The organism is Streptomyces speibonae (genome assembly GCF_984686075.1).
In genome coordinates this window covers 4,164,269-4,177,462 of sequence record NZ_OZ480260.1, presented here as the reverse complement: position 1 = coordinate 4,177,462, position 13,194 = coordinate 4,164,269, and the positions used below count along the sequence as shown (strand labels likewise).

The 13,194-nt window shown below is 69.8% G+C and carries 10 protein-coding genes; 7 read left to right on the top strand and 3 right to left on the bottom strand.

Annotated elements, in window-relative coordinates:
* Positions 1 to 35 precede the first annotated feature (35 nt).
* The 7 genes from AC5L3C_RS18850 to trxA all read left to right on the top strand — a co-directional run bounded on the left by AC5L3C_RS18850 (position 36) and on the right by trxA (position 9,884).
* Positions 36 to 2,426 (top strand): DUF6049 family protein, encoded by a 2,391-nt coding sequence (locus tag AC5L3C_RS18850; RefSeq protein WP_493650001.1) that lies wholly within the window; start codon positions 36 to 38, stop codon positions 2,424 to 2,426.
* 43 nt (positions 2,427 to 2,469) lie between these two features.
* A complete protein-coding gene (murJ, locus tag AC5L3C_RS18845) occupies positions 2,470 to 4,857 on the top strand; it encodes a murein biosynthesis integral membrane protein MurJ (RefSeq protein ID WP_493650000.1) in 2,388 nt (795 codons plus the stop codon).
* Between the two features lie 141 nt (positions 4,858 to 4,998).
* Positions 4,999 to 6,687, top strand: a complete 1,689-nt coding sequence (locus AC5L3C_RS18840; protein WP_493649999.1) for a protein kinase family protein — start codon at positions 4,999 to 5,001, stop codon at positions 6,685 to 6,687.
* Between the two features lie 28 nt (positions 6,688 to 6,715).
* Positions 6,716 to 7,438, top strand: coding sequence for an RNA polymerase sigma factor SigM (gene sigM / locus AC5L3C_RS18835; RefSeq protein ID WP_493649998.1), 723 nt, complete (start codon positions 6,716 to 6,718; stop codon positions 7,436 to 7,438).
* Positions 7,435 to 8,349, top strand: coding sequence for an anti-sigma factor family protein (locus AC5L3C_RS18830; protein WP_493649997.1), 915 nt, complete (start codon positions 7,435 to 7,437; stop codon positions 8,347 to 8,349). Before sigM ends, AC5L3C_RS18830 begins: the two co-directional genes overlap by 4 nt.
* 192 nt (positions 8,350 to 8,541) lie before the next feature.
* Positions 8,542 to 9,510, top strand: a complete 969-nt coding sequence (gene trxB, locus AC5L3C_RS18825) for a thioredoxin-disulfide reductase (protein ID WP_493649996.1) — start codon at positions 8,542 to 8,544, stop codon at positions 9,508 to 9,510.
* Positions 9,511 to 9,551: 41 nt separating this feature from the next.
* Entirely contained in the window at positions 9,552 to 9,884 is a 333-nt protein-coding gene (trxA, locus tag AC5L3C_RS18820; RefSeq protein ID WP_125505346.1) for a thioredoxin, read from the top strand.
* A 106-nt stretch (positions 9,885 to 9,990) separates the two neighbouring features.
* Here the strand turns inward: trxA and AC5L3C_RS18815 are convergent, their stop codons facing one another.
* The 3 genes from AC5L3C_RS18815 to AC5L3C_RS18805 all read right to left on the bottom strand — a co-directional run bounded on the left by AC5L3C_RS18815 (position 9,991) and on the right by AC5L3C_RS18805 (position 13,097).
* The gene (locus AC5L3C_RS18815) at positions 9,991 to 10,608 is read right to left on the bottom strand and encodes a GNAT family N-acetyltransferase (RefSeq protein WP_125505345.1); all 618 of its coding nucleotides are present in this window, start codon (positions 10,606 to 10,608) and stop codon (positions 9,991 to 9,993) included.
* Positions 10,609 to 10,923: 315 nt separating this feature from the next.
* On the bottom strand, positions 10,924 to 12,024 hold the full coding sequence (locus AC5L3C_RS18810; protein ID WP_493649995.1) for a ParB/RepB/Spo0J family partition protein: 1,101 nt from the start codon (positions 12,022 to 12,024) through the stop codon (positions 10,924 to 10,926).
* Complete coding sequence (locus tag AC5L3C_RS18805; protein WP_125505343.1) at positions 12,021 to 13,097, bottom strand: ParA family protein; 1,077 nt, start codon at positions 13,095 to 13,097, stop codon at positions 12,021 to 12,023. Before AC5L3C_RS18805 ends, AC5L3C_RS18810 begins: the two co-directional genes overlap by 4 nt.
* Between the last annotated feature and the right edge of the window lie 97 nt (positions 13,098 to 13,194).

Here is a 13,194-nt window from a genome sequence, read left to right as displayed (position 1 = left end):
ACGACCACTGACGACGACGAGGGACGGGCGAGCGCGTGGCCGAGGCGGCAGACTTCCAGGGGACGAGTCCCTCACCTGCCCGCCGCTGGCTGCGGCGCACCGGAGCCCTGCTCACCGGAGCGCCGCTCCTGGCCGGGCTCCTCCAGCTGCCGGCCGCCGCCCCCGCGGACGCCGCCGCCCCTGAGGCGTCGCAGGCCCCCGCCGGCGCGGGCTCGGTCGCCGTGTCGGTCGACTCCCTGACCCCCGGCGCACCGACCGACGGCGACACCCTGACCGTGTCCGGAACGGTGACCAACAAGGGCAGGCAGCCCGTCACGGACGCCCATGTGGGCCTGCGCCTCGGGCCGCTGCTCAACACCCGGTCGGCGATCGACTCCGTCGCCAAGAACGGCGACGACGTCCAGAGCATCGTCGGCGCGGAGATCGACGACAAGTTCTCCGAGAAGTTCTCCGAGCTCGCCCCGGGTGTCCCGCGGCCCTTCACCCTCTCGGTACCGGTGGACGAGCTCAATCTGGGGCAGGACGGCGTCTACCAGCTGGCCGTCTCACTCGCCGGGGAGACCTCGGCCCAGCCGTGGGAGCAGACGCTCGGTATCCAGCGCACCTTCCTCCCGTGGCAGCCCGAGAACGTCGGTACGAAGGCGAAGACGACGTTCATGTGGCCGCTGATCTCCACCGTCCACATGACGGCGGAGACACGATCGGACGAGCAGCAGACGCCGGTCCTCCACGACGACGACCTGGCCGAGGAGATCTCCCCCGGCGGCCGGCTGGACCGGATGGTGGCGCTCGGCAAGGACCTGGACGTCACCTGGGTGATCGACCCGGACCTGCTCGCGACCGTCGAGGCGATGACCGGCCGCTACGAGATCCCCGGTGAGGGCGAGGACAACCTCGTCGGAGGCCAGCAGGACGTCGCCAAGAGATGGCTCACCGAGCTGCAGGAGGCGGTGGCGGACAAGGAAGTCGTCGCGCTGCCGTTCGGCGACCCCGACCTGGCCTCCCTCGCCCACAACGGCACGTCCGTCACCGGGTCGCTGAGCCACCTCAAGGAAGCCACCGAGGTCGCCTCCAGCACCGTCGAGTCGATCCTCCACGTGAAACCCACCACGGACTTCGCCTGGCCCGTCAACGGCGCCGTCGACCCCTCGGTGGTCAGGGTCGCCACGTCCGCCGGAGCGGACAAGGTGATCGCCCGCAGCGACACCTTCGAGGAGCGCGGCCTGACGTACACGCCCACCGCGCCCCGTCCCATCGGGGGCGGCACCACGGCCGTCGTCTCCGACGCACGCCTGTCCACGGCGTTCCAGGGCGACATGACCAAGGCCTCCACCTCGACGCTCGCGGTGCAGCGGTTCCTGGCCCAGAGCCTGACCCTCGGCCTGCAGACCGACCGGCAGCGCAGCGTCGTCGTCGCACCGCAGCGCACGCCGTCCGCGAGCCAGGCGCAGACGATGGCCGAGGCCTTCGCGATCCTCCAGGACGGCACCTGGTCGCAGTCCCAGAACCTCACGGCGGCCGCCAAGGCCAAGCCGGACCCCGCTGCCGCCACCAAGGTCCCCGCGGCCTCCTCCTACCCCTCGTCGCTGCGCAAGCGGGAGCTTCCGAAGACGACCTTCGAGCAGATCGCCCGGACCCAGAACAAGCTCGACAAGTTCAAGGTGATCCTCACCGACCAGTCCCGGGTGGTGACCCCGTTCGGACGCGCCCTGAACCGCGGCATGTCCGTCTCGTGGCGGGGCCGGGAGTCCGAGGCGGCGATCCACCGAAGCGGTGTCGAGGCCTATCTGGACGAGCTCATCGGACAGGTGCGGCTCATCGACAAGTCGGAGACGAAGCTTTCCGGCCGGAGCGCCACGATCCCCGTGACGGTCCAGAACAACCTGGTGCAGGGTGTCGAGCACTTGGTGCTGCGGCTCACCTCCACCAACCCGACACGCCTGGAGATCGGCGGTGACGCCTACGAGGAGCAGCCCGTCGCCGTCTCCGGCGGCCACAGCCAGTCGGTGAAGTTCACCACGTCGGCCAATGCCAACGGCCGGGCCACCGTGGTCGCCCAGCTGTACACGCAGGACGGCCAGAAGTACGGGGCTCCGGTCACCTTCGACGTCAAGGTCACCGAGATCACCGCGACGGTGATGCTGGTCATCGGCGGCGGCGTGCTGCTCCTCGTTCTCGCGGGCTTCCGCATGTACACCCAGCGCAAGCGTGCCGCGGCCCGGGATGCCGAGGAGCAGGACCCGGAGTCCGAGGCGGACGAGGACGCCGAGGGCCCGCAGAACCCCGCGGCACGCGAGACGCGTCTCCCCCAGGAGCCCGCGACGGGCTCGCGGAAAGAGGACCCCGAGCAGCCGAGTGACCCGGCGCCGGACACCGCACCGGAAAGCGCCGACCCGTCCGGCCCGGGTGAGAGAGTGGACCGTTGAGGAAGTCGTGGCCGTCGGCCCGGGACGATGAGGTGGGGTAGCCATGAACGCGCCGTACGACGGTGACCGCGGCCATGCCGCGGGCAACTCGGGCCACCCCGAGTCGGACCCCTCACAGGGTCCGCCGCCCGGGCACGGCCAGGTGCCGCAGCCGCCCCCGGACCCGTACGTCCAGGACGCCTACGATCAGGATCCCTACCGCGCGCAGGACATCGCCGCCCAGGACCCGGTCGGTGAGGCGCTGTACGACCGCGCCGCGCACCCGCCGCCCCCGCCGGGCGCCCACCCCCCTCAGCAGCCGCTGTACGGGCAGCCGCCCCAGTCGCCGTACGCCCCCGACCCGCGGGTGTGGGCGAGAACGCCCGCACCCGAGCCGGACGGCCCCACGCAGTACCTGCCGTACGGCGACGACCCGCGTACGACGCAGTTCGTGGGCGTGGACGACCTGGTCGGCCAGGCCGGCGACGAGCGCCACGAACCGGACGCCTTCGCGCACCTCTTCCGCGACCAACAGCAGAGCGGAGCCTTCCCGGACCAGCAGCAGGGCACCGGTTACCCGCCCCAGCAGGGCGGTGGGTACCCGCCGCAGCACGGCGGTGGGTACTCCCAGCAGCACGACGGTGCCTACCCTCAGCAGCACGGCGGCGGACACGCGCCGGTGAGCGGCGGGCAGCACTACGCGCCCGCACCGGTGCCGGGGCCCGCGTCCCCCACACCCGGCCACTACGCGGGTGCCACACCGCCGCCCGCCGCCGAAGCTCCGGCCCCCGAGGCGCCCCCCGCCGCCGCGCCCAAGAAGGGCGGCCGGGCCGGAGGCCTGCTGAAGTCGAGCGCCGTGATGGCGGCGGGCACGATGGTCTCCCGCCTCACGGGGTTCATCCGTTCCGCGATGATCGTCTCGGCGCTCGGCCTCGCTCTTCTGGGCGAGTCCTTCCAGATCGCCTACCAGCTGCCGACGATGATCTACATCCTGACCGTCGGCGGCGGCCTCAACTCCGTCTTCGTGCCGCAGCTGGTGCGGGCGATGAAGGACGACGAGGACGGGGGCGAGGCCTACGCCAACCGCCTGCTGACCCTCGTCATGGTGGCCCTGGCCGCCCTCACCGCCCTCGCGTGGCTCGCCGCCCCGCTCCTGGTGCGCGCGCTGTCGGTACCCGTCGCCAATGACCCCGCGGCCAACGACGTCGCCGTCACCTTCACCCGCTTCTTCCTGCCCTCGATCTTCTTCATGGGCATTCACGTGGTGATGGGTCAGATCCTCAACGCCCGCGGCCGGTTCGGCGCGATGATGTGGACCCCGGTCCTGAACAACATCGTCATCATCGTCACCCTCGGCACGTTCATCTGGGTCTACGGCACCGCCGCGGACTCGAACATGAAGGTCACCAACATCCCGCCGGAGGGGCTGCGGCTGCTCGGCGTCGGCGTCCTGCTCGGGCTCGTCGTCCAGGCCCTGGCGATGGTGCCGTATCTGCGTGAGACCGGCTTCCGTATCCGCCTGCGCTTCGATTGGAAGGGCCACGGGCTCGGCAAGGCCGCCATGCTCGCCAAGTGGACCATCCTCTTCGTCCTCGCCAACCAGGCGGGCGCCCTGGTCGTCTCCCAGCTGGCCACCGCGTCGGTCAAGGACACGAACATCGCCGGCACCGGCTTCAGCGCCTACTCCAACGCCCAGCTGATCTGGGGCCTGCCCCAGGCCATCATCACCGTCTCCCTGATGGCCGCGCTCCTGCCCCGCATCTCGCGCTCGGCGGCCGACGACGACCCCGGCGCCGTCCGCGACGACATCTCCCAGGGCCTGCGCACCACGGCCGTCGCCATCGTGCCGGTCGCCTTCGGCTTCGTCGCCCTCGGCATCCCGATGTGCACGCTGATGTTCGGCTCCTCGGGTACCGGCGCCGCCACCAACATGGGCTACATGCTGATGGCCTTCGGCCTCGGCCTGATCCCCTATTCGGTGCAATACGTCGTCCTGAGGGCCTTCTACGCCTACGAGGACACCCGTACCCCCTTCTACAACACGGTCATCGTGGCCGCGGGCAACGCCATCGCCTCGGGCATCTGCTTCTTGCTGCTCCCGCCCCGCTGGGCCGTGGTCGGCATGGCCGCCTCCTACGGCCTGGCCTACGTGATCGGTGTGGGCGTCGCGTGGCAGCGGCTGCGCCAGCGGCTGGGCGGGGATCTGGACGGCGCCCGGGTGCTGCGGACGTACGCACGGCTGTGCATCGCCTCCGTGCCGGCCGCCCTGCTCAGCGGCGCGGCCTGCTACGGAATCAGTCAGTCTTTGGGCCAGGGGGTCCTGGGCTCGTTCGCCGCGCTGCTCGGCGGAGGGGCAGTTCTGCTCGGCATCTTCTACGTGGCGGCCCGCCGCATGCGTATTGATGAGGTGAACTCTCTGGTGGGTATGGTGCGCGGACGCCTGGGACGCTGAGTCGGGGGGTAGGCGCACAACCATCAACGGCCCTTGTGTGTCGTGCATAGCGGCGGACTGTGGGCACAATTGGTTTCGGCGTCGGACGGCGCGCGACGGACGCCGGCCGACGCGCAATGGATGGGGAGGCAGGGAACGACGGTGGCGGAACGGAGCACAGCTGCCGTCGACGTGGCAGACAACAGCGGCGAGCAGCCGCTGACCGCACAGGCGGACCAGTCCACGGCCGACGGGGTGGCCAAGAACCGGGAGCGGGACACGGACAGCGACGAGGCACAGGAGAGCACCGGGGCCGAGGGCTCCGGTAAGACGTCGCCGCCCGAACTGCACAGCGGCCACAAGCTCGCCAGACGCTACCGCCTCGAAGAGTGCGTCACCCGTCTGGACGGATTCAGCAGTTGGCGTGCCGTGGACGAGATGCTCCGCCGCGCCGTCGGGGTGCACGTCCTGCCCGCCGATCACTCCCGTGCCCGCTCCGTGCTGGCCGCGGCCCGTTCCTCCGCCCTGCTGGGGGACCCGCGCTTCGTGCAGGTGCTGGATGCCGTCGAGGAGAACGACCTCGTCTATGTCGTCCACGAGTGGCTTCCCGACGCCACCGAGCTGACCACGCTGCTGGCGGCCGGTCCGCTGGAGGTGTACGACGCCTACCAGATGGTCAGTCAGATCTCCGCCGCCATGGCCGCCGCGCACCGCGAGGGCCTCGCCCATCTGCGGCTCAACCCCAACGCGGTGCTGCGTACCTCGACCGGCCAGTGGCGCATCCGCGGCCTCGCCGTGAACGCGGCCCTGCGCGGCATCAGCTCCGACACCCCGCAGCGCACCGACACCGAGTCCATCGGCGCCCTCCTCTACGCGGCGCTCACCCAGCGCTGGCCGTACGAGAGCGACGCCTACGGCATGTCGGGCCTGCCCAAGGACATCGGTCTGATCCCGCCCGACCAGGTGCGGGCCGGTGTGCACCGCGGTCTGTCCGAGCTGGCCATGCGCGCGCTCGCCAACGACGGCGCCACCGCCTCCCGCCACGAATCGCCGTGCACCACACCGGAGGAACTGGTGAAGGCGATCGGCGAGATGCCCCGCATCCGCCCGCCGGAGCCGGCGTTCACCGCCCCGCCCGACTTCCAGCGCACCACGTACCAGCAGGGCAGCTACGGCCGGCCGGCGCCGCGTCCCGGTGTCACCCAGCCGACGCCGGTTCCGCCGCCCCCGCTGCAGAGCCGCACGGGCAAGGCGCTCAAGTGGGCCGTCTCGGGCCTGCTGATCGCCGCGCTGGGCCTGGGCAGTTGGCAGCTCGCGGACGCCCTCATGGAGCAGGGGGGTAAGGCGGACGACACCAACAAGACCCAGACCACGGAGGGCGACGACAAGAGCCCGAAGAAGCCCGTCAGCAAGCCGATAGCGATCCAGGGAGCGAAGGACTTCGACCCGTTCGGCAGCGACGGCTCCGAGAAGCCGGGCGACGTGGGCAAGGTGTACGACAGCGCGCCCGACACGTACTGGCAGACGGACTACTACCTGAGCGCGGACTTCGGACGGCTGAAGCCCGGTGTCGGTGTCATCCTCGATCTCGGCAAGAGCCAGAACGTCGGGAAGGTCACCGTCTCCTTCGTGGGGGACACCTCGGTCGAACTGCGCGCCGCTTCCGGTGACACCCGGCCCACCTCCTTCGACGGCTACTCCAAGGTCGCCGAGGGATCCGGCTCCGCGGTGACCCTCGAGCCCAAGAAGGCGGTCGAGTCCCGGTACGTTCTGGTGTGGCTGACCGAGCTGCCGCCGACGAATGACGGCACCTTCCGTGGCCGTGTCGTGGACGTCAAGGTCAGCAGCTAGGCCTTCTGCGACCAGGGGAGGACGGCCGATGGCGGACGGCGCCGCGTTCGAAGGGGCGAGTGACCAGGAGCTGCTCACGCTCCATGTGAAGGGCGACCCGGATGCCTTCGGCGAGCTCGTGCGCCGGCACCGCGACCGGCTCTGGGCGGTGGCCCTGCGCACGCTGGGCGACCGCGAGGAAGCCGCTGACGCCGTGCAGGACGCCCTCGTCTCCGCCTACCGGGCCGCCCACACCTTCCGGGGCCAGTCGGCCGTCACGACGTGGCTGCACCGGATCACGGTGAACGCCTGTCTGGACCGTGCCCGGAAGGCCGCCTCCCGCAAGACCGCACCGGTCGACGACCCTGAGCGCCTGGACCAGCTCCTCGAGCCCCACGAGTCCGCCGCGGGGCCCGCCGAACGCAATGATCTGCACCGCCAGCTCATCGAGGCGATGGGCACCCTCCCGCCCGATCAGCGTGCCGCGCTCGTCCTCGTGGACATGCAGGGTTACCCGGTCGCGGAAGCCGCCCGCATCCTCGATGTGCCCACCGGCACCGTGAAGAGCCGCTGCGCCCGGGGCAGAGCCAGACTCCTGCCCCTCCTCACCCACCTACGGCCGGACGGCACCGGTGAGCCCCGGACGGGAGAGACACGGAACCGGAAGCCCGGGACGTCCGTCCCACCTGCAGCGGGTCATCGGCGACCGGACCCGCAGGACACAGGATCGAATGACCCGGCTGCAGCGAAGGGCGGAGGTGGGCGAGCGTGACGTCGACGAATGACATGGCGGAGCACCCGGACGTCGCGGAGATCTCCGACCTCACCGAGGGACTCCTCCCGACGGCCCGGAGCACAGAGGTACGCCGGCATCTGGACGCGTGCGAACTCTGCGCCGATGTCCATGCCTCACTCGAGGAGATCCGGGGCCTCCTCGGCGCCGTACCGGGACCGCCCCGCATGCCCGCCGAGGTGGCGGGGCGGATCGACGCGGCCCTGGCCGCGGAAGCCCTGCTGCACGCCACCACCCCCGCTCCCGGGACCGCCGAGGAAGACCCGGCCGCGTCTCCCGCACCGTCCGACGCGGATCCCTCGCATGTTTCACGTGAAACATCGATGCCCTCGGACCGGCCGTCCGGACGTCCTCGCCCCTCCACCACGGGGCCGGGCCGTAAGGGCCGCCTGCGGAGCGGGCGCCGGCGGATCGCCGTCCTGGGGACCGTGTTCACCGTCGCGGCGCTGGGACTCGGAACCGTGGTGCTGTCGTCCTTGAAGGACGACGCTGGGCCCGACGACGCGCGCCGGACGACTGCCTCGGACACCTTCTCCGAGGAGAAGCTCGAAAAGCAGGTCACCGACCTCCTGGCCCGCAACCAGGAGACGGGCAAGGATTCCGCCTCCCCGCGGACCTTCGGCCTGGAATCGGAGGCGGACGCGGCGAATCCCCGGGTTCTGAAAGCGCCCTCGGTGCCGGAGTGCGTCCGCGAGGGCATCGGCCGGGATGATGCCGCCCTCGCCGCAGAGCCCGGTGTCTACAGGGGAGAGGACGCGCTGCTCGTCGTGCTTCCCGACACGTCGGACGACACCCGGGTGATCGCGTACCTCGTCGAGTCGACGTGTGTGAGCAACCCCTCCTCGTCCACCACGGCGAAGGTTCTGCTGCAGCACTCCTACACGCGCTGACGATCGCCGCCCGGTCCGCGCCCCCTGCGTGATGTCCCCTACGGTGTGGCCCACCCCTGTCAGCCGGGGGGTGTATCCGTGTGCCCGGGCACAGCGGGAATGCCCGCCCCTTAGGATCCGTTGGGTGGGGTGAGAGGTTCGCAAGAAGCTCCCCCGGTCGACCGACGCTGACCAGAGACGAGGAATCAAGCCGTGAGCGACGTCCGTAACGTGATCATCATCGGCTCGGGGCCCGCCGGCTATACGGCGGCTCTCTACACCGCCCGTGCGTCGCTGAAGCCGCTGGTGTTCGAGGGAGCTGTCACCGCCGGCGGTGCGCTGATGAACACCACCGATGTCGAGAACTTCCCCGGCTTCCAGGACGGCATCATGGGCCCCGAGCTCATGGACAACATGCGTGCCCAGTCGGAGCGCTTCGGTGCGGAGCTGGTCCCGGACGACGTGGTAGCCGTCGACCTGACCGGCGAGATCAAGACCGTCACCGACACCGCCGGCACCGTGCACAAGGCGAAGGCCGTCATCGTCGCCACCGGCTCGCAGCACCGCAAGCTCGGCCTGCCGAACGAGGACGCCCTCTCCGGACGCGGTGTCTCGTGGTGCGCCACGTGTGACGGCTTCTTCTTCAAGGACCAGGACATCGCCGTGATCGGCGGCGGCGACACCGCGATGGAGGAGGCCACCTTCCTCTCGCGCTTCGCCAAGTCCGTGACGATCGTCCACCGCCGTGACACCCTGCGTGCCTCCAAGGCGATGCAGGAGCGCGCCTTCGCCGACCCGAAGATCAAGTTCATCTGGGACAGCGAGGTCGCCGAGGTCCAGGGCGACCAGAAGCTCTCGGGCCTGAAGCTGCGCAACGTGAAGACCGGCGAGCTCTCCGACCTGCCGGTCACCGGCCTGTTCATCGCGATCGGCCACGACCCGCGCACCGAGCTCTTCAAGGGCCAGCTGGAGCTGGACGAGGAGGGCTACCTGAAGGTCGACGCGCCGTCGACCCGCACCAATGTCACCGGCGTCTTCGGCGCCGGCGACGTGGTCGACCACACGTACCGCCAGGCGATCACGGCGGCCGGTACCGGCTGTGCCGCCGCCCTCGACGCCGAGCGCTACCTCGCCGCTCTCACGGACGGTGAGAAGCCCGAGCCCGAGAAGACCGCTGTCTGACCACCACCCGCCCCCTGCACCAACCAGTTAAGGAGCCCGCCGTGGCCGGCACCCTGAAGCATGTGACCGACGATTCCTTCGAGCAGGACGTCCTCAAGAGCGACAAGCCCGTTCTGGTGGACTTCTGGGCCGCCTGGTGCGGTCCGTGCCGTCAGATCGCTCCGTCCCTCGAGGCCATCGCCTCCGAGTACGGAGACAAGATCGAGGTCGTCAAGCTGAACATCGACGAGAACCCGGGTACGGCTGCCAAGTACGGCGTCATGTCCATCCCGACCCTGAACGTGTACCGGGATGGTGAGGTCGCCAAGACCATCGTCGGTGCGAAGCCGAAGGCCGCCATCGTGCGCGACCTCGAGGACTTCATCGCGGAGTGACAGCTCACCGCCTGCGGGCGGTGGATGTTTCACGTGAAACACGAATGGGCCGGCCCTGATGGGTCGGCCCATTCGCGTGAGGTGCGCCGGTGTCGGGGGTGCGAGGTCAGAGCGGGCGCAGCACCGGCTCCTTCTGCACGGCACCGAGCAGCCGGTCCAACGCCATCTCCACATCTTCCTTCCAGGAGAGGGTCGTCCTCAGTTCCAGCCTGAGCCGGGGGTAGGTGGGGTGCTGGCGGACCGTCTTGAACCCCACGGCCAGCAGATGGTCCGCGGGCAGGACACAGGCGGGCTCCTTCCAGCGCGCATCGCCGAAGGCTTCGATCGCCTTGAACCCGCGGCGCAGCAGATCCTTCGCCACGGTCTGCACCATCACCCGCCCCAGGCCTTGCCCCTGGTACTCGGGCAGGATGAACGCCGTCATCAGCTGCACCGCATCGGGCGACACCGGGCTGGTGGGGAACGCCATGGAGCGGGGCACATAGGCGGGCGGGGCGTAGAGAACGAAGCCCACCGGGACGTCGTCGACATAGACGACCCTGCCGCAGGATCCCCAGTCCAGCAGGACGGCCGAGATCCAGGACTCCTTCTCGAGCGCGGCGGTTCCCGCCTTTACCGCTGCCTCGCCGCTGACGGGGTCACGCTCCCAGAAGACGCACGAGCGGCAGCGCTGGGGGAGGTCCTGAAGGTTGTCCAGCGTGAGCGGTACGAGCCGACGGCCCATGAAGGCTGTTCCTCGCTTCCTTCGCCCGCTGCCTCGCGGGCGGCTGTCAGAGCGCTCCATTCCCTGAGCAGACTGCCGACGAAGCCGCTGACGGCACCCACCCCCAGTCCCGCGTACAGCAGTCCGGTGCGGCTCGTCTTTCGCATGGCCCCTGCCTTGGTCTCAGAGGTACTGCCCGAAGGATGCGCCATCTACGACCGCATCGTAACCACGAAGCGATTCCGTCGATACCGACAAAAAGCAAAGGGCGGACCGTGTTCCGGTAACCCGGACACGGGCCGCCCTCGTCGACTGACCGGCTGGGACGCCGACAGCTCAGGACTCGGCCTCCACGGAGTCGTCGTCCGCCAGGCTCTGCTGCAGAACCGGACCCTCACCCGGGGCGAGTGTGCCGAGGATGCGCTCCAGGTCCTCCATGGAGGCGAACTCGACGGTGATCTTGCCCTTCTTCTGGCCGAGGTCGACCTTCACCCGGGTCTCGAAGCGGTCCGACAGACGCGTCGCCAGATCATTCAGTGCGGGCGACACACGCGCACCGGCCCGGGGACCCTTGGCACGCTGAGCCTTCTGAGGCCGGGAGCCCATCAGGGTGACGATCTCCTCGACCGCCCGCACCGACAGCCCCTCGGCCACGATCCGGTGAGCCAGCCGATCCTGCTCTTCGGAGTCCTCGACGGACAGCAGCGCGCGTGCGTGTCCGGCGGACAGCACGCCGGCGGCGACCCGGCGCTGAACGGTCGGGGAGAGCTTCAGCAGCCGCAGCGTGTTCGACACCTGCGGCCGGGACCGGCCGATGCGGTCGGCCAGCTGGTCGTGCGTGCAGTTGAAGTCCTTCAGCAGTTGGTCGTAGGCGGCCGCTTCTTCCAGTGGATTCAGCTGGGCGCGGTGCAGGTTCTCCAGCAGCGCGTCCAGAAGGAGCTTCTCGTCGTCCGTGGCCCGCACGATGGCCGGGATGGCTTCCAGCCCCGCCTCGTGACAGGCCCGCCACCGCCGTTCCCCCATGATGAGCTCGTAGCGCCCGGGACCGACCTGCCGTACGACGACGGGCTGGAGGAGACCGACCTCCTTGATGGAGGTGATGAGCTCGGACAGGGCATCCTCGTCGAACACCTCCCGCGGCTGCCGGGGGTTCGGCGTAATGGCGTCGAGGGGGATCTCGGCGAAGTGCGCGCCCATGGGCGGCGCGGGCACACCCGCGGCACCCGTCGTCGCGGGCTCCTCCGTTTCACGTGAAACAGAGGACAGTGTGGCCACCTTCGCGGCAGCCACCCCACGCTCGTGCGGCAGGAGCGGGACCGCCGCAGGAGACGTGGACGCCGTACCTCCCAGGGAGGCCGGCGGCGCCGACTTCTCCGTCGGGGCAGCAGGGATCAGGGCACCGAGACCACGGCCCAGTCCCCTCCGTCGATCACTCACTGGACGCCCTCCACCATGTTCGGATCATTCTGCTGTGCGCCGATGTGCGCCTGCGATGCGTCATAACGGACGCCGACGCCTCGCAGCGCGATCTCTCGTGCCGCCTCGAAGTAGGAGAGGGCACCGCTCGATCCAGGATCGTAGGTCAACACGGTCTGCCCGTAGCTGGGCGCCTCCGAGATACGGACGGACCTGGGGATGCTCGTCCGCAGGACCTCATCGCCGAAGTGGGTGCGCACCTCGTCGGCGACCTGGGACGCCAGCCGCGTCCGGCCGTCGTACATGGTGAGCAGGATCGTCGATACATGCAGGGCGGGGTTGAGGTGCCCCCGCACCAGATCGACATTGCGCAGCAGCTGCCCCAGGCCCTCCAGCGCGTAGTACTCGCACTGGATCGGAATCAGGACCTCCTGCCCGGCCACCAAAGCGTTGACCGTGAGCAGTCCGAGGGAGGGCGGGCAGTCGATGAGGATGTAGTCCAGTGGTTGCTCATAGGACTGGATGGCCCGTTGCAGCCTGCTCTCCCGCGCCACCAGGGACACCAGCTCGATCTCCGCACCGGCGAGATCGATGGTGGCGGGTGCGCAGAAGAGTCCCTCGACATCGGGGACCGGCTGAACGACATCCGCCAGAGGCTTGCTCTCCACCAGTACGTCGTAGATGGAGGGGACCTCGGCGTGATGGTCGATCCCCAGGGCCGTGGACGCATTGCCCTGAGGGTCGAGGTCGATCACCAGGACACGGGCGCCGTGCAGGGCCAGCGAAGCGGCAAGGTTGACCGTGGTCGTCGTCTTGCCGACTCCGCCCTTCTGGTTGGCGACCACGATGACGCGGGTCTGCTCGGGCCGCGGCAGCCCCTCACCGGCACGGCCCAGAGCCTCCACCGCCAGTTGGGCGGCTCGACCGATGGGAGTGTCGTCCATCGGAGGCGGTGTTTCACGTGAAACATCCACCCCCGTCGATTCGGTACGGGGACCGGGGACCGGATCGGTCATCGGTCCCGCGATGTTGGCGTCGGACCGCAAGGATTCACTCTCCTCGACTTCAGGCTCGCAATGAACAGAGCCTCCCATGCCTTCGGGGTCGTGAACCAGTGAGGCCTGACGTTCTGTGGAGAAATCCACCTCTGTGGACAACTCCGTGCCCCTCGGGGAGGCCGATGTTTCGTCG